The sequence below is a fragment of the Shewanella oneidensis MR-1 genome (genome assembly GCF_000146165.2).
In the GTDB taxonomy this organism is placed as follows: Bacteria; Pseudomonadota; Gammaproteobacteria; order Enterobacterales; family Shewanellaceae; genus Shewanella; species Shewanella oneidensis.
Map to the genome: position 1 here is coordinate 4,238,334 of NC_004347.2, position 18,909 is coordinate 4,257,242.

The 18,909-nt window shown below is 48.7% G+C and carries 13 protein-coding genes; 1 reads left to right on the plus strand and 12 read right to left on the minus strand.

Annotation, left to right across the window (positions count from 1 at the left end; translation table 11 throughout):
- Positions 1-124: 124 nt before the first annotated feature.
- Complete coding sequence (locus tag SO_RS23430) at positions 125-2,314, plus strand: immunoglobulin-like domain-containing protein (protein WP_011073790.1); 2,190 nt, start codon at positions 125-127, stop codon at positions 2,312-2,314.
- A gap of 159 nt (positions 2,315-2,473) precedes the next feature.
- On the opposite strand, the gene SO_RS18945 is transcribed toward SO_RS23430, so the two are convergent.
- The 12 genes from SO_RS18945 to SO_RS19000 form a co-directional block, all read right to left on the minus strand.
- Positions 2,474-3,610, minus strand: a complete 1,137-nt coding sequence (locus SO_RS18945; RefSeq protein ID WP_011073791.1) for an ABC transporter permease — start codon at positions 3,608-3,610, stop codon at positions 2,474-2,476.
- Position 3,611: 1 nt separating this feature from the next.
- A complete protein-coding gene (locus SO_RS18950; RefSeq protein WP_164925917.1) occupies positions 3,612-4,826 on the minus strand; it encodes an ABC transporter permease in 1,215 nt (404 codons plus the stop codon).
- 98 nt (positions 4,827-4,924) lie between these two features.
- Positions 4,925-5,899, minus strand: coding sequence for an HlyD family secretion protein (locus tag SO_RS18955; protein WP_011073793.1), 975 nt, complete (start codon positions 5,897-5,899; stop codon positions 4,925-4,927).
- The gene (locus SO_RS18960; protein ID WP_011073794.1) at positions 5,889-7,310 is read right to left on the minus strand and encodes a TolC family protein; all 1,422 of its coding nucleotides are present in this window, start codon (positions 7,308-7,310) and stop codon (positions 5,889-5,891) included. Before SO_RS18960 ends, SO_RS18955 begins: the two co-directional genes overlap by 11 nt.
- A 133-nt stretch (positions 7,311-7,443) precedes the next feature.
- Positions 7,444-8,892 carry a metalloprotease TldD gene (gene tldD, locus SO_RS18965; RefSeq protein WP_011073795.1) on the minus strand — a complete coding sequence of 483 codons (1,449 nt, stop codon included), beginning with the start codon at positions 8,890-8,892 and terminating at the stop codon, positions 7,444-7,446.
- A gap of 139 nt (positions 8,893-9,031) precedes the next feature.
- A complete protein-coding gene (locus tag SO_RS18970; protein WP_011073796.1) occupies positions 9,032-9,880 on the minus strand; it encodes a carbon-nitrogen hydrolase family protein in 849 nt (282 codons plus the stop codon).
- Complete coding sequence (locus SO_RS18975) at positions 9,804-13,976, minus strand: YhdP family protein (protein ID WP_011073797.1); 4,173 nt, start codon at positions 13,974-13,976, stop codon at positions 9,804-9,806. Before SO_RS18975 ends, SO_RS18970 begins: the two co-directional genes overlap by 77 nt.
- Positions 13,976-15,442, minus strand: a complete 1,467-nt coding sequence (gene rng, locus SO_RS18980; RefSeq protein ID WP_164925918.1) for a ribonuclease G — start codon at positions 15,440-15,442, stop codon at positions 13,976-13,978. The genes SO_RS18975 and rng overlap by 1 nt, the downstream gene beginning before the upstream one ends.
- A 175-nt stretch (positions 15,443-15,617) precedes the next feature.
- Positions 15,618-16,202 carry a Maf family protein gene (locus SO_RS18985; protein ID WP_011073799.1) on the minus strand — a complete coding sequence of 195 codons (585 nt, stop codon included), beginning with the start codon at positions 16,200-16,202 and terminating at the stop codon, positions 15,618-15,620.
- A 2-nt stretch (positions 16,203-16,204) separates the two neighbouring features.
- Positions 16,205-16,693, minus strand: a complete 489-nt coding sequence (gene mreD, locus SO_RS18990; protein WP_011073800.1) for a rod shape-determining protein MreD — start codon at positions 16,691-16,693, stop codon at positions 16,205-16,207.
- Entirely contained in the window at positions 16,693-17,760 is a 1,068-nt protein-coding gene (mreC, locus tag SO_RS18995; RefSeq protein ID WP_011073801.1) for a rod shape-determining protein MreC, read from the minus strand. Before mreC ends, mreD begins: the two co-directional genes overlap by 1 nt.
- 44 nt (positions 17,761-17,804) lie before the next feature.
- On the minus strand, positions 17,805-18,854 hold the full coding sequence (locus SO_RS19000; RefSeq protein ID WP_007651015.1) for a rod shape-determining protein: 1,050 nt from the start codon (positions 18,852-18,854) through the stop codon (positions 17,805-17,807).
- Positions 18,855-18,909 lie beyond the last annotated feature (55 nt).

Sequence of the window (18,909 nt, forward strand, 5' to 3'; positions counted from 1 at the left end):
ACAATAAAAGCTCACTTAAACCACCCGTTAATCAGAATTAACACTGTTTTTCACCAAACTAAACACAACTTAAGCACCTTAGACTATTTTGGTTATTTTTTATCGATAAAAAAGGCAAGACTCAATGAAATCTTTTAAATTCAATACACTGTTTAGCTGCATAGCACTCTCCACAGCGGTATTAGCCTCCCCAGCAAGTGCACAGGGGTCAATGATGGTTAACCCGCAAGCTGGTGTCGTCGTGGGTTACTGGCATAACTGGTGTGGTGGCGCTGGCTATAAAGGTGGCGTTGCTCCATGTGTTAGCTTGGCGCAGGTGAACCCTCAATATAATGTTGTCGATATCTCATTCATGAAGGTATATGGCGCAACAGGAAGTATCCCTACTTTTAAACTCGATCCCGCTGTTGGCTTATCTGAAGCACAATTTATTGACCAAATTGGTGAACTCAATCGCCAAGGCCGCGCGGTATTAATCGCATTGGGCGGCGCTGACGCACACATTGAGCTTCGCAAAGGACAAGAACACGATCTGGCCAATGAAATTATTCGTCTGGTTGAAAAGTACGGCTTTGATGGACTGGATATCGATTTAGAGCAAGCTGCCGTAACGGCTGCAGATAACCAAATCGTCATTCCCGCGGCGCTACGGATCGTTAAAGATCATTACCGTAAACAGCAGAAAAACTTTTTAATCACCATGGCACCCGAATTCCCTTACCTCACTACAGGGGGAAAATACGTGCCTTATATCAACGCCCTTGAAGGTTATTATGATTGGATTAATCCACAGTTTTACAACCAAGGCGGCGATGGCATTTATATCGAAGGCATAGGTTGGATTGCCCAAAACAACGACAGTTTAAAGCAAGAATTTATTTACCATATCTCTGACGCGCTAGTGAATGGCACAAACGGCTTCACTAAAATCCCCCATGACAAGCTAGTTTTTGGTATTCCAACCAATATTGATGCCGCAGCTACAGGGTATGTCAGCGATCCAAATGCATTGTTTGCAGCCTTTGAACAATTAAAGAACCAAGGACAACCGTTACGCGGCCTTATGACATGGTCAGTGAACTGGGATATGGGCAAAAATGCCGCTGGGCAGGCCTATAATGAGTCGTTTATTAAGGCATATGGACCCTTTATCCACGGCCAAGATATCACTCCACCTGAACCTGAAAACGGTAAACCTATTTTCAGTGGCCTAAGCAATACTCGTGTTAAATTAGGCGGAACCTTCAATGCTATGGACGGAGTAAGCGCCTATGATGAAGAAGATAAAGATCTGACCCAACAAATCCAAGTCACAGGCGACGTTAACACCAACCAGATTGGCCTCTATCCCCTGACATATAAAGTGACAGATTCCGACAATAACACCACTGAACAAGTGCGTACGGTTGAAGTGTATAACACTAAACCGGAGCTATCTGGTGTTAGCAACACCACAATCATACTTGCAACCCCATTTGATGCTATGGCTGGCGTCAGCGCCACAGATGCTGAAGATGGCAACTTAACCCCAAATATCCGTGTTGAAGGCGAAGTGGATAGCAATCGTGTGGGCCAATATCAACTGACCTATAGCGTTAGCGATAGCGCAGGTGAACAAACCCGCGCAGTACGCCTTGTAACCGTGCAAGAACAAGGTGCTGTGTGTGAAAATCTATGGAGCGCTAGCAAAATTTACCTAGGTGGCGACACAGTAAATTATGCTGGAAAAATTTGGTTAGCGGGATGGTGGACTCAAGGTGAACAACCTGATTTGGCAGGCGAGTGGGGTGTTTGGAAGTCTAAGGGCGACAGCGATTGTGACTCAGGCTTACCTCCGGTTATCACTCCTAACTTTACAGTGAGTGGCTTAGCCTCAAGCTACATTCTCAATCAAGGTCAAGTTAGCATTAATTTTAACGTTAACACGAACCAAGCAATGGAGTTAACCGCTAACCTCACTCAAGAGCAACGAATCCTTGCTAGCACGACTGCAACAATAAATGGCAACGGTGCCATGGTATTACAAGCGGAATCATTGGAAGCGGGTGCTTATCAAGTTGTGATCAGCGCTAAAGATAAGAATCTTACGCAGTCCTATAACGTCTCGCTAGTTCAAGGTGATGATGGTAGTGAACCCGTTGAATACCCAGCCTATGTCGCAGGTAATCAATATCAAGCGGGGAATATTGTTACAAACGCCGGTGGTGTCTACCAATGCCGACCTTGGCCAAACAGTGGTTGGTGTAGCGGCTCAGCGCCTTACTATGCGCCAGGTACAGGTAGCGCTTGGCAAGATGCGTGGACTAAGCATTAATACTAGCGTTGCGGTCATATTACTTTGACAACAAGCCCTGCGGCATCTTGTGATGCCAAAGGGCAAATCTTTGGATTCATTTCACAACCAATTCAATACAAAAGTGAAATTAAGCCCTTAAAAATCTTCCTAAGCACACTCTCGCCACAAGTTCACAAGCTAAACCCAAGCCCGCGCTCGGCGGTGAATACCTAAGAGGGCTAAGCCAAAAAACACCGCAAACAAGACCCAAAGCTGTAACCACTTTGGTAATACACTCGCCCAGCTAGCGCCCATTTGATTGAGTTCTAACATCCCCATAATGGCCGGAACGGCAGGAATCATCTGCGAGCCCAGCACCAAAGGCTCAGGGATTAAGGCAATTGGCCAGACAAAACCAGAGACAAACAGGATCGGCATTGAAATTAATAGCAATACTTGAGTCGGCAAATCGCGGCGGGTAAACAAGGTGCTCATCGCGACTCCGGCCGCCGCAGTCGCCAGTAAAAACGGTAATAACCACAGTGCGACAAGGCCAAAATTCGCTTGAATACTCACATTATACCAGTGGTAGCAATAGCCCACATAAAAGCTGGTAAACAGGAGATAAATCAACATAAACGCTAAAATTCGACCGCAAACCAATTGCAGCGGCGACACCTGCTGCCAATAGCCCTGATGGCGCCACTGGCCAGCACCTAAAATGCCAGTGCCGATCAGCAGCGTTTGATGCAGGATCAGTAAAAATAACCCCGGCACCACATAGGGCGTATAGCCTAGGCTTGGGTTAAAGGCGGGCATGCTGTTTAAGTGCAGCGAGTTCAGGTTCTGCTCGGCCTCTTTAGGATTTTTCCCTTGGGCTAACATACCAATCCATTGTATTTGCTTACCCGCATCCATCCCCGCACTGACAAGACCTTCAGCCACAGCGGAGTAGATCAAAAAGTAACTGGCATCGCCACCGTAACTTAAGGTCACGCCCTTACCGAGCAGCAAATCGCGGCGAAATCCTTCAGGGATCACCAATAAACCGTGAGCCTTACCCGTTTCGATAAAGCGCTTCGCCTCGGTGATTGAGCCGACTTGGCCTATTACTTGGATTTTTGCACTCGCATCGGCGTGGCGAATCAACTGACGACTTAAGGAGGAATGGTCTAAATCCACCACGATCAGTTGCTGCTCAGTGGGGACTTGGTGCAAATAGGGCAAAGGATAAAGCACCGAATAAAATAGCACACCGCCAAATAGTGTTACAGCGATCGCCTTATCGCTAACAATCGCCTTTAATTCAGTGAGCACTAACTGCCATAAATTCATGTTATTGCCCCTTCAGTGGCAGAGACGCATCGGCGTTTGCAGCCGCCTCAGAGTTAGCATTGACCGTCATCGGCAGAAGTTTGTTCGCCAAGGCATAAATCACGGGGAATAGGCAAATAAATCCCCAATAGCTACTCAATTGCTGTGCCACCGTTGGCCAAGCAGCACCATAACTGACCACGCTCACGTGGGACTCAATATAATGGCTTGATGGCATAACAAGTCGCCACCACTGGGCGAGTTGTGGCATTTCGTGGGTAGGGAAAGTGATCCCCATAAAGGCAAAGGCAGGCGCAAATAACGCCGTACAAAAACTGATGACCCGCGCGCTATCACGCATCAGCACAAACACCAGTAACACCAAACTCCATACCGCCAGCAACATGATCAACTGGGCAAAGAGCAGTAGGGCTAAGCTGCCCGCCAAAGGCAAGGCTAAATACTGATACAGCCATGTGAGGATAAACCCACCCTGTAACATCAAGATAGGCGTAAACAACAGGATCTTAGCCAACACCTTAGGCCAAAAATGCTCGGTTAACCGATTGGATATCCCACCCACTGACTGAGCGGCATTAAGGTGCAACTCGCGATTTAAGCTGTTAGCGATCACCAACATAGATAACAACTGCCACAGCGCGACCAATACGGGCGGCACTAAAAAGCCAATGTAGTTATTATTGCGATTAAACAGTGCCGTGGTTTGGCTTTTGACTGGGCTCAAATTCACCGCCACTTGGGATTTTGGCGTGCCCGTCATCAGTTGCTTTAGCCCTGCAACTTGTAACAGTCCATCTCCTAAACTCATCTGAATCTGGCTTGACAGCAGTTTTCCCACCAGCAAAAATTGGCTGTTATAGCGCACATCGATAGTGGGTGTATGACCGGTGAGTAGATCCTTTTTCATATCATAGGGGAAAACTACCACCGCATAGACCTGCGCCTGCTGCATCGCGGTAATGGCCGAAGAGAGATCGGTAAAACTCTGGGGATCTGTCACAGGGTTGGCTTTGAGTTGACGGGTCAACATCCGGCTAAGTTGGCTATGGTCTAGGTCAACAATCGCCACGGGCAACTGCCGCGGTAAACCCGCACTAAATAACCACCACAGACACAATATGCCCAGCAGCGGAATATAACTGATTAAAGCCAGTTGCCAAGGATCGCGCCACAATGCCCTAAGCTCGCGGCGCACCAATGCCATGAGCAACGCCATAAAGCCAGAGGATGCAGGATGCACCGCATTCTGAGCCTCATTCAAAGACTTAGGCTCGCTCAAACGCGTGGGCTCGTTCGGTAACTGGGCCACAATCGTTACTCACCATTGAGCAACACGGACATACCGACGCGCAGATCCGCAATGGGCGCCGTTGGGCGCAGTTCCACCTCAAAGGTGCGCATATCAAAATCATGGCCACTTTCGGTTGAACGCCAAGTCGCAAAGTCACCCATCACACTGATATGGGATACAGTAAACTCTAGCGTTTTATCTAGCGCTGGCAGGGTTAATTGCAGTTTATCGCCCTTTTTAAAACGCTTTAGCTGGTCTTCACGTACTTGGAATACCGCCCAAGCGTCCTGCATATCAATCAGACTCACCACAGGGAAGCCGCTCGGCGCCAGTTCACCTGCTTGCAATAATACTTCGCTAATTTCCCCAGATTTAGGCGCACGCATTTGGCTATCGGCCATAATGGCACTGACTTCTTTCACCGCGCCTTCAGCCATACGCGCATTCCCCGCCGCAGCGGCTTTGGTTTCTACCCGCGCGCCTTCTTCAGCCATTTGATACATGGCTAACGCCGCTTGTTCTGTGTACTTAGCCGCTTGCCACTGGGTAAAAGCTTCATCGCGTTTTTGCCGCGCAGCGACTCCTTCAGCAAATAAGTTTTCGACTCGGGTATAAGTGGTTTTTGCCAGCGTTGCTGCCGCTTGCGCCTTGAGCCATTGCTCCTTAGCTGCCATCACTTCTTGGCTGCGGGCACCATTATTTGCCTCTTGTTGCAAGGCTTTGGCGGCATCACGGCCACCTTCGGCCTGCATGAGCTTGGCATCTAGCTCTGGGCTGTGGATAGCAAACAGTAAATCACCTTCGTTGACACTATCGCCACGGCGCACAAGCACTTGCTCGACCCGCCCAGGCACCTTAGAGGAAACGTTATATTCGCGGGCTTCAATCTGCCCCTGCAGCACACTCGGCTTTGGGCTATAAGCCAATTTGAGCCCATAGGCTAAAATAAGGCCTAATGCGACCAACGCCGTTAGAGCAAGAATTCTGTTAGCGCGCATTGATAGTCTCCTGCGATTGAATGCCTGTGGCACTGCGACCGATAAATTCATCTAATTGACCACTGATGGCCATTAATCTGGCATAGGCTTGCACATAACGATAACGGGCACCGAGTTGCTGAGTTTTAACTGCGCTCAGTTTTAATTCGGCATCCACTCTGTCAATAGAGGTTGAAAGCCCTTGATTAAAGGCGATTTCCCTTAGGCGTAAGTTTTCACTCGCCAATTCAAGTGAGGTATTGAGTGAGTTGACCTCTTCCTCGGCCTGCAACAGCTGGCGATAACTTTGATCGAGCAGCAAACTTAAGTCTTGGCGTGTTTGCGCCTTAGTGTAACGGGCTTGCAGCAAAGCGCTCTTAGCCGCTTCGACTTTACCACTGCGGCCATCGCGGCTCAGCAAGGGCACTTTTACTCCAACGCCGACCATCCAGTCCGGCTCGACCTTAGAAAACAAGCTGTCATCTTCGTATAGGGTGTAATTACCAAAGAGAAAAACCGTGGGATGATATTTACCTTTCTCCAAGGAAACCAAACCATTGGCTTGCGCCTCTTTAGCCTCAAGCAGTTTAAGCGCCGGATGTTGATTTAAGGTCATTTGGGTCAAGTCCCCCAATGACGGCGCCTGTGGCAGCACAAATAGCGGCGAGTTAGTACTGACATCACTCTGCTGTAACATACGTGATAGGGCGATAACGGCCATTTCATGTTGACGGCGGGCGCTACCTAAATTGACCTTAGCATTATCTAAGGCGACTTGGGCATTGAGGCGCTCGACTTTAGCAATTTGTCCTTCACGTTCAAGGGCTAGCGCATGGTCAACGTGCTTAGTTAAGGAGGCCACCAGCTCAGTTTGGGTATTAACTAAAGACTGAGTCACATCAACGGCATAGTACCTATCAACCAACTGAGTGAATAAGTCGCGGCTAGCTAACTGTAATTCCTGTTGTTTCTCGGCCACCATGGCGGCATGAATGCCTTGGGCTGCGGTGATCTGCCCACCAGTATAGATAGGCCACATCGCCTGTAAGCTGGCGCGGAAAATATCTTGCTCGGTAAAAGGCGTAACAAATAATGATCCCGGAATACTCGCCAAGGCGCCGCCGAGGGCGGGTGGCAAGGTCGCAGGATCAAGTGAAGCTAAGGGATTGAGATCCCTTAAATCTAATTCAATCGGTTTTTCAAGGTGGGTATAACTGCCATTCAGACTGAGGGACGGCAGATTTAAACTTTCGCCCGCCTCTTGCTCTCCCTTGGCGCGATTCACCTCTTGGGATTGGGCCTGAAGTTTATCGCTCACCTTAAGGACTTGCTGCCAAGCCTCAGTAAAACTACTGGGCTGGGCATAGGTCGCTAACGGGGCGAGCGAGGGCAAACACCATAAACCCAGCCATGCCATACGTGATAGTTTCATTAACACCTCTAGAGTAGTTACTCTAATTTCCTTTGCAAATGATAACATCCATAGTGAAAGGCAGCCAGAACCCACCACTGGAAGTGTTGGGTAAGTTCGAGGTTTCTAGATTCTAGGCTCTAGGTTCTCGCTTTTATGCAGTACCGCCTACGGTTAGTTTGTCGAGCTTAAGGGTCGGTTGACCCACACCCACAGGCACGCTTTGGCCATCCTTACCACATACGCCGACACCCTTATCTAGCGCCATGTCGTTACCCACCATGGAAATCTGGCTCATGGCCTCAGGACCATTACCAATCAGGGTCGCACCCTTAATCGCTTGAGTCACTTCACCATTTTCGATCAAATAGGCTTCGGAGGCTGAGAACACAAACTTGCCAGAGGTGATATCGACCTGACCACCGCCGAAGTTAGGCGCGTAAATGCCCTTCTTCACCGACTTGATGATGTCGCTCGGTTCGGACTCACCCGATGTCATATAGGTATTGGTCATTCGCGGCATCGGCAGATGCGCATAGGATTCGCGGCGACCATTACCCGTTGGTGCAACGCCCATCAGGCGCGCATTTAATTTATCTTGTAGGTAACCTTTGAGAATACCGTCTTCAATTAACACGGTTCTCTGGGTTTGTACCCCTTCATCATCGATGCTCAGTGAGCCACGACGATTCGCAAGCGTGCCATCGTCCACCACAGTCACGAGTTTCGACGCCACTTGCTGACCAACCATGCCACTAAAGGCACTGCTGCCCTTACGGTTAAAGTCACCTTCAAGTCCATGACCAACCGCCTCATGGAGTAACACCCCCGGCCAGCCATTGCCTAACACCACGGTCATTTCCCCTGCTGGAGCATCGATGGCATTCAGGTTGACCTGCGCTTGACGCACCGCTTCGCGGGCGAAAGCAAAGCACATCGGCAAACCAGTGTCATCATTGACCATTAACACGCTGTAATCGTGACGACCACCACCACCAGCGCCACCACGTTCACGTTTACCGTTTTCTTCTAAAATCACACTGCAGTTAAAGCGCACTAAGGGACGAATGTCCGCGGCTAACGTACCATCGCTGGCGGCAACCAGTATTTCTTCATGCACGCCCGCAAGACTGACCACCACTTGAATAATCCGGCTATCTAGACTGCGAATAAACGCATCGGCTTCTTTCAGCAGGTTGATTTTTTTGACTTCTTCCATCGCCGCAATCGGATCTAAGCTGTCGTATAACGCCAATGCTTTTTGACGTTTAAAGGCTTGCACTTGAGTTTGCTCACCCGCACTAGCAATGCCACGGGCAGCTTCAACCGCAGCCGTTAATGCAGCAGGCGTAATATCATCGGCATAGGCAAAACCGGTTTTCTCGCCACTAATGGCGCGCACACCCACACCACGCTCAATGTGGAAGCTACCATCTTTAATAATGCCATCTTCGAGCACCCAAGATTCATGGCGGCTACCTTGGAAATAGAGGTCAGAAAAATCGACTTTATGTTGGTGTATGCTGTTTAAATACTGTTGTAAACCATCTAGGGCTAAGCCACCCTTTAATAAACTTTGCTCTACTTGTGCTAAAAAAGGCATCGAGGTTCTCTCTATTCGCTTAAGCGATCTTGCTTGGCTGAAATTCGCAACTCACTCATTTTTAAAATTATCTAAATTCGTTGTGAGTCTATTTATCTATGGCTTTTGTTCAGTGTTTAACGCATTCAGGATTAAACGCTTAGCGTTTAATCATCGGTACATTAAACCGATTATGTTGCATTACGGGCATTTTGCTGCGGATGCTATTCACCTCGGTTAAATCGATATCGGCATGTACCCAACCCGTTCCTGTTTTCCGCTCGGCAATGATGTTGCCCCAAGGGCCAATCACCATGCTTTGCCCCCAAGTTTCACGGCTACCTTGGTTATGGGCTCCCCACTGGGCAGCGGCTACGATAAAACATTGAGTCTCAATGGCTCTGGCCTGCAATAACACTTGCCAGTGGGCTTCTCCGGTGACCTTAGTAAAGGCCGAAGGAACGGTAATAATCTCGGCTCCAGCGAGACGCATTGCCCGAAATAAGTCAGGAAAGCGTAAATCATAACAGATGGATAGGCCAATTTTGCCAAAAGGTGTATCGATAACACTGATATGATCGCCGGGGCAAAAGGTTTCGCTCTCGCGGTATTGTTTGGTGCCATCGGCAACATCAACATCAAATAAATGCAGTTTATCGTAATGCCCTAAGGTATCACCTTTATCATCAAACAGATAACAACGGCTATAGACACGACCACCCTCCGCTAGCGCAGGAATCGTCCCTGCCACCATAAACACCCGATAGCGCGTAGCTAAAGCACTTAACGCTGATTTTAACTGGCTGTGATGACTATCGCCCGCATAGGCAAGTTGCTGGCTCTCATGGCCACCAAACAATAAACTGCATTCGGGTAACACCACCAAATGAGGGGAATTATCGCCCCACTGCTGCCGCTCCTGAGTTAATTCCTCAAGCTGCGATTCGATAAACAACAGGTTCGCACTGACGTCGCGACTGCTCTGACATTGCAACAAGCTGATGCGCATGACTCTCTCCTTGAATTTGTTTTATCGGCAGGGCAGCTTTGGAACTCACTGGTTCAGCATTGGGTTTACGAATATCTGTCGCTGGCTGTTCAATCTTTTCCTTAGATCCGACTTTATTTTGCTCAGTTTTTGCTTCAGATTCAGTCTGAGGTGCTGGTATAGTTTTATTTACCGCTGCGCCATCCGCCTTAGGCTTATCGCCCTCAGCTGTAGCAGGTAACTCGCCGCCAACCATAGGCAAAATCGACTCGGGGATTTCAATCTCTTTACTCTTACGCTCAAGCTCCTCAACCACAGGCTCAGACATAGTGCCTTTCACGCGGAAACGGATTTCAGAAATCACCTCAATCACAGGTTCAAGTACTTTGGTTAAGGCAAAAGCGCCGAGTCCGAGCGTCCAGGCACTGGTGCTCAGCAGCACCACAGTCGGTACACTGGAGGCTAATTGCGGTACAAAGCGGATATCGTAGTTTAAGCTTTCAGTCGTGAGATCCGTATAGCCGCGCACCTTCATATTGCCCGCAATCGCATCCATTTCAGTGTCTGTCGTTTTCACCACACCATTATCAATTTGCAGATTGCCAGTAAAGGAGTTGAAGTACATCCCTTGCCCAAACACATCACTGAAATCTAAGGATAATTTACGAACTAATGAATCGAGACTAAACAGCGAGAAAATCCGCGCGCCCTTATCACTCACTTGGGATAAATGGCCCTTGCCTAACTCAAATTTGACCTTACCGTTCAAGGTTTCGAGGGAAAATGCATAGGGTGCACCTTGCCAAGCAAGATCGGCATTCACTTTTAATGGTGCTTCGTCTACACCCGGATTTATCCCAAGCTGGTCACTCAAGTGGTGAAATTGGCTAGCATTTAAGCTGACGGATAACTCGGTTTGGTTTTGACCATTCTGCTGTTGCCAAATACCGTTACCCTGCAGGGAAACTTCAGGCGTCGTCAAAGACAGTGTCTGGATACGGTAGCCAGAGGCTTGTGGACTCGCTTGCACCACTAACTTGCCAAATGACTTATCGAAAAAGCGAAAATCGTCCACATTCACCGCAACGGGTGGCAAGTTTGTCAGCACCTGATCCGCCGCAAAATCGGCTTCACCTTCGGACTTCACTTCAGGCGAAAAATAAAACTTGCTGGCGGCCACTTTCAGACCCTGTGTCATCCAATTAGGATAAAAATCAATAGTTCCTTCAAATTCACTGGCTTTAGCATCGAAACGCCAGCCATTGTCGTTAGGGTTGGCGCTCAGTCTTAAATCTGTCAGTCCCTGTCCCAGTAAATCAAATTTGCCGATATTGGCGTCTATCCCAACAACGGCAGGGAACAGAGCGGAATGATTTGCCTTTTCTACCAAAATACCAGTACGGACGGGCTTGTTATCAGTACCGATAAAGGCATTAATCACGGGTAGCCAATGGGCTAACTTACCACTGGTTACATCGATATTAATGTGTCCAAGCTCGGTATTGGGCACCTCGGTAGCCTCAAAGAGTCGCCCTAATAGCAGATCAAAATAGCTAAATTGAGTGCCTTTTTCAGCCTCAAAACCGCCAATAAACTCAGCCTGTTTATCGAGTTTGACCCTAAGGATTGCGGCTTGCTGATCGCCGGAAAACTCGGCCATTAAGGGTCTAGGCTCATCAGTCGGCTTTGCAAAAACACCAGGTAATTTTAAGGTTGCACCGACCAGATCTGAGCCTAAATTGGCTTGAATTTGATAGCCTTGCTCATCGAATACCATGCTCAAATTGCCGCCCCACGCAACCTTACCTTGGTAAAAACCACTCAGTGGATTATGGAGTTCTTGAGGTAAGCGACTGAGATCCCAACGACTTTTCATATCTAAATTCAGCGTGAAATCTTTACCTTCGGGCTTAGTTGCAAAGCTAAACTCCAAGGGCTGCTCAAATAGGCGTGACTTAATACCTTGTCCTTCAACGACTTCATTGGCAAACTGCACTGTGCCCGTAACGGCTTTCAGTTGTAACCCAGGCTGGGCAATAAAAACTGGCGTATTATCAAATACAATTTGACCACGAATATCCTCGGCCTCTCCCTCGTACAAGGGGATACTGATGTCTAAGTTACCCGCTACCGCGCCCTGAACCTGCACAACTTTTAAGGTCTCGCCCACCGTATCTGCAAGGGGAGATGCCTGTAACACTTTCGTCGCCGCACTGCCGTCGGTGACGAGGTCTGCCTGAATTTTTAACAGGGAACGCTCACCCAGTTCAGGAATAAACACATGGGCACCATCGGCCACCACATTCATCAGTTTGCCTTGGTTGACCCAGATATCCATACGGGCATTTTCAAATAACGCATCAAGGGAAAGATCTGTGACTGCAGGCCAATCAGGTTGGAATTGGTATTCGGCATTGTTTAAGGTAAATGCCGCTTGGAACACGCCACTATTATCCTCAAAGGGGAAGCTCGATAACGCACCCTGCCACAGTACTTGCGCATTTTGACTCTGTCCCGCTTTTATCGCGCCATCAAGATACTCGGCCAAAGACTCCCCCATAGCTTTGATAGGAAAGTATTTATCTGCATTAGCAGCATTTTTGACTGCAACATTAGCAGCAAGGGACATACTGGCTGCGGTGCTAAAATCCAGTTTTAGGGCGGCAGAGAGGCCAATGTCATCGTTTGCAAGCTGAACATGGGGCATAGATAACGTCGCACGCTTAGTATCAAATGCACCGGTTAATTCAGCGCCTTGGAGCACTAAGGGAGCAGAAAATTCATCGCCAAAATCGAGGGTATAAGTTTGCTCGGGAAGCGAAAAAACGAGCGTTTCATCCTGCCATTGCAACTTAAGATCTAAGGGCTGGGTATTGGGTATCCCCTCCACTTTCTGCCAGTGTAATTGCGTGACGCTAGTACTTGCTAGCAAAGGTTGATCGGCAGCTTGATAGAGGCGAATAGGCCCAACACTGCCCTCGGGCGCGAGATGGAACCATTGCTTAAGTACGGCTAAATCGACACCGGGGAAAAGCGGCAACAATGGAAACAAGGTCGGTAAATCTACACGGCTCACATAGGCATATAAAGCATCATCTTGTTGTTTCGCCGCTAATTTTAGTTCAGGCCAATGCTCACCATTAGTGACAAAATCTAAATCAGCGCTACTGATCTCCCATCCTGTCGCCTTGGGCTCCCAACGGATACTACCGGATTGGATCTCAAACTTTTGTGGCTGTCCTTGCATCGACCACTGCAACCAACTGGGTTCAAACTGCACCAGACCAGAACGTATACTACGATGGGCTACATCAAACCATGCCTTAAGATTCACTATGCCCTCTAGGGGCAGCTTTTTGCTTGGGTCATAGGGATTAGGTTGGCGCGATGCCCATTCGCCTAAATCGAGTGACTGAGCCGCCAAATAGATTTGTCCCTTCAGCGTATCGGGCGCAGTCGCATCACCAGTAATATCAAGCTGTAGGCTGAGGGATTCCTTTACCATGGCATTGTTATCGAGGTAAATTTCCCCTGCACCGCGATGTTGCATGCCGCTATTACGCCAATTGAGGTGGCGAATATGAATGGGTCGATACTCATTGTGCAAGCTCAGCAGCTGCACCGAAGCATCCTCCAGCGAAAATCGTTCGAGCTGCTTGAGTAGTAATATATACAACCAATCGGTTTGCGTGGATTGTCCAGAGACTCGGCCCGTTGTTCTGCCAGACAATTTATCCATATCGAGGGCGATATGAACACCTTCAAAATTCACATCTTCGATGCGCGGACTGGTGGTCAGCAAAGACTGCCAAAAATCCAACTTGATTTGGACTTGCTTCACTAACACTGTGACGGGTAATTTTTCCTGCGGAGGGATCACTAGGTCATCAATGGTTACCGCGGGGCCAAAGGCCTGCCACTGGGCAGATAACTCACCCACCTGAATATTGATCTGATATTCGCTTTTTACATACTCAACTAACTGCTGGCGAACCTCATCGACCTGAGGCAATAGTCCTCGGATCAAGCTTACCGTCAAGGCAAACAAGACTAAGATCAGCGCCAATAGTTGCCAGCAAAAACGGCTTAGTTTTTTAGCAGTAAAAAGCGTTGCCACTACATCATCACCACGTCGTATTTATGCTGGGAATACATAGGCTCATTTTGCAGACGAATACGTTTACCGATATAGACCTCAAGCTCAGCGACTAGATGACTTTCATCGCCACTTAAGCTGTTATACACAGCAGGCGAGCAGTACAGCAAAAACTCATCAGCATCATAGGCTCTATTCAAACGGATAATTTCACGGAATATTTCATAAGAGACTGTTTCGACTGTTTTCATACTCCCCGTCCCCTTACACGCAGGGCACTCGCCGCACAGCACATGCTCTAAACTCTCTCGGGTGCGTTTGCGGGTCATTTCCACTAATCCTAACCCAGAGAAAGCACTGACATTGGTTTTAACCCTGTCCTTGGCTAACGCACTGTTTAAGCTATTGAGTACACGGGTTTTATGCTCGTCACTCAGCATATCGATAAAGTCGATAATGATGATGCCACCGAGATTACGTAGCCTAAGTTGCCGCGCGATGGCTTGGGTAGCTTCGAGGTTAGTGTTAAAGATGGTTTCTTCAAGATTGCGGTGGCCAACAAAGGCACCTGTGTTGATATCGACCGTGGTCATGGCTTCGGTCTGATCGATAATCAGATAGCCACCCGATTTGAGCTCTACCTTGCGTCCAAGGGCGCGTTGGATTTCATTCTCAACATCGTAGAGATCGAAAATCGGCGCTGGGCCAGAATAGTGCTCAATCTTGTCGGCGATTTCCGGCATAAACTCTTGAGCGAAGGCTTGCAGCTCGGCAAAAGTGCGCCGCGAATCGACTTGAATGCGATCTAATTCCGTCCCAACAAAGTCACGCACAATCCGTACAGGCAAAGCGAGATCTTGATAGAGTAACGCAACACCACGGCGCTGACGACGCTCCGAGACTTTAGACCAGACTCGACGCAAAAAAGCGGCGTCCTGCGCGAGCTCATCCTCACCTACGCCCTCGGCGGCGGTGCGGATAATAAAGCCGCCGTCTTCATCGACGAAAGGCAGAGTGATTTTTTTGAGACGACTGCGCTCTTCTTCCTGCTCAATCCGCTGGGACACCCCTATATGGCTGGAGCCCGGCATAAACACCAAATAACGGGAAGGCAGAGTAATGTCCGTGGTCAGGCGTGCACCTTTAGTGCCGAGCGGGTCTTTCACCACTTGCACCATAATATCTTGCCCTTGGCGCACCAGCTCTGCGATATCACGGACCACAAAATGGCCTTTCTCGACATCGGCGACACATTCGGTGTGCGGCACTATGTCGGAGGCATGTAAAAAGGCCGCTTTATCTAAACCAATATCCACGAAGGCGGCTTGCATACCGGGCAACACACGGCTGATTTTACCTTTGTAAATATTGCCCACAAGGCCACGCTTCATGCGGCGTTCAATATGGACTTCTTGCAGCACGCCGTGCTCAACCAAAGCGACACGGGCCTCTGATGGGGTTACGTTAATAAGTAACTCTGAACCCATCTTGCGCTGAATTTTATTCGGATTTAAGCGACCGGTATTCACGACTCACCCCATTAGGGAAATTAAATTAATCTCAGTATGTTATAAGCCTGAAAACCAATACCGCAGAAGAGTTGAGCGTTGAAAACCCAATCCTCTGTATTGCTCCCCATTTGCAAGTCGCCCAATCCGCAGACTAGATAATGCCCGCCTCAGATAAGAGCTGGCGAGTTTCCACTAATGGCAAGCCTACAACACAGGAGTAACTACCATCAATCGACTCGACAAAGCAGCCACCTAAACCTTGGATCCCATAGCTGCCTGCTTTATCCATGGGTTCTTGTGAGGCGACATAGGCATCAATATCCGCATCAGAAAGCACACAAAAACGCACTAAGGTTTCGACTAAACGCATTGCAGTATGGTTGGCATTTGCCAAGGCCACAGCCGTCATCACAGTGTGCGCTCTTCCCGAAAGCGCACGCAGCACTCGCTTGGCATCGGCGTCATCAACAGGCTTACCTAATATTTCATTTTCAAGCACGACGATAGTATCAGAACCTAATACAGCAGGCTGTGACATATCTGAACATAATGCAAGCCCAGCCTGCGCCTTTTCGGCTGCGAGGCGCTGCACATAATCCCGTGGTAACTCACCCGACCTAGGGGTTTCGTCGATATCCGGTGCCACTTGCTCAAAGGTAAAATCACTCCGCCCTAATCCAATATGGGTTAGTAATTCTTTACGGCGCGGCGATGTCGAAGCTAAGACTAAATTCACAACTAACGAACCTTATAATGACGTCGGATACGACGTAAAATCCAAAAAATCCAAGGCCAAAATACCAGGCCCGATAGCGCAGGCAAAAACAGTTCCGCGTGGAATGTTGCGCCATCCATCACAAACTCGACCCAATAAACAATCAGGTGGTAGATAGCAATGAGCAGCATTACTACCAGCGACTGTTGCCATTTAGGGAAGTTGCGTAAACGCTGACAATGTAAAATCGCAATATAAATCACTAGCGACATCGCCAGAGAACGTACCCCTAAGGTGGCGCCCAAGAGAATATCGAGAGCTAAACCCATTACCCATGCTGTGAGAATGTTATACCTGTGTGGCAACGCAATGGACCAGTAGATCAAAATCATCAGTAGCCAATCCGGCCGCCAAGCCTCAACAATCGTAGGTAGAGGCATAATTTGGCTTAAGAGTCCGACAAACAAGGTCAGCCAAACCACGATACGTCCATTAGCCGCTTGTAAACTCATTAGTGCACCTCTGCTGGCGGTTGGGTGGTAGCAGCGTTCGATGCACCATTGGCATTTCTCGGTGCCGCAGTCGCGTTTGGAACTGTGGCATTAGGAGCAGTGGTATTAGGAACAGTGGCATTAGGAACAGTGGCGTTTGTGCCCTGCGCTTCGCCTTGAGGATTGATGGCACCATTAACAGCATCTGGTTTGGCTTCTTCTACCGGATGATCCGCCGCAGGCACAGGGATTTGATTAGGCAAAGTCACACCCGAGTCAGGTGATGGCCAAATCAGCAGCAGATAACGAATGCGATCAAGTGCCGCCAGAGGCTGAGCCGTGACTCGCGTGTAGCTTTGGCCATCTTCGGTAAAGACTTTCATCACTCGCGCAACAGGATAGCCTTCAGGAAAGCGGTTACCTAAGCCAGAGGTGACTAATAAATCGCCCACTCGAATATCGGTACTCTTAGCCACATGGCGCAGCTCAATCTCATCGAGCTCACCCGTACCATTAGCAATTAAACGTACATCATTACGGGTAATCCGCACGGGTAAACCGTGGGAAACGTCAGATACAAGTAACACTCGGCTGGTCATCTCGCTAACCTGTACAACTTGCCCCACAACCCCCTGCGCATCCACCACCGGCTGACCGACGAAAACACCGCTGCGGGAACCCCGATTCAAGACCACATAGTGATGGGAAGGTTCACTGGCAACCTCCATCACCTCCACCACCATCTTGCGGGAATCCTGATAGGCTGGCGAACCAAGCAAAGCACGTAAGCGTTCGTTTTCTTGACGCAGATGTTCGAAACGCTGTAGGCGTTCACTCATTAATAATTGTTGCCTTAACAGCTCTTTATTTTGCAATGCCAGCATATTGCGGGTCGCAAAACTCTCAGATGACCAATCGAGGATCGCACTGGGGACGCTCGCGAGGTATTGAATAGGGCTTAAAGCAGATGAAAGGGATTCACGGGCAGGCTCAAGACGGTGATTTGCCGCGAGCAAAATCACCGACAGGATAATTGCCAGTGTTAAACGGAACTGGTTCGAAATACCACGAACAAAAATTGGCTTCATAGGAAAGCTAAGGCGGTGATTAGCCGCCCTATACCGAAGTTAGATTAGGTTTCTTCGGAGAACAGATCGCCGCCGTGCATATCAATCATTTCAAGGGCTTTACCACCGCCACGCGCAACGCAGGTCAGAGGATCGTCCGCCACCATGACTGGAATTCCCGTTTCTTGCATTAATAAACGGTCTAGGTCACGCAGTAAGGCACCACCACCAGTTAATACCATGCCGCGCTCAGAGATATCAGAGGCTAATTCTGGTGGCGATTGCTCTAATGCCACCATGACGGCACTCACAATACCCGATAATGGCTCTTGCAGTGCTTCTAAAATTTCGTTGCTGTTGAGCGTGAAGCTACGAGGCACACCTTCGGCCAAGTTACGACCACGAACTTCAATTTCTAACACTTCATCGCCTGGGTAAGCAGTACCGATCGTGTGTTTGATACGCTCAGCGGTAGCTTCACCAATCAAGCTGCCATAGTTACGGCGAACATAGTTAATGATCGCGTCATCAAACTTGTCGCCACCAATACGCACTGAGGAGGAATATACAACACCGTTCAAGGAGATAATGGCGACTTCAGTCGTACCACCACCGATATCAACAACCATTGAACCTGTGGCTTCAGAAACAGGTAAACCTGCACCGATGGCCGCGGCCATTGGCTCTTCAATCAAATACACCTCACGGGCACCCGCGCCCATGGCTGACTCGCGAATGGCACGGCGTTCAACTTGGGTTGCGCCAACGGGAACACAGACTAAAACGCGTGGGCTTGGACGAAAAAAGCTGTTGTTATGCACTTGTTTAATAAAATGCTGCAACATTTTCTCTGTCACATAAAAGTCAGCAATCACACCGTCTTTCATCGGGCGGATTGCTTGAATATTGCCAGGAGTACGGCCTAACATCTGTTTAGCTTCTGTACCGACAGCTGCTACAGATTTCTGACCAGAGCTGTTACGCTCGCCACGTATAGCAACAACAGAAGGCTCATTGAGGACGATGCCTTCATCACGAACATAAATTAAGGTGTTAGCTGTACCCAAATCGATCGATAGATCATTAGAAAAAATGCCACGCAGCTTCTTGAACATGTAACTAGCCTGTATTCTGTGAAGTCAGAAGAAAAGAAAAATCAGCTAACTTTAT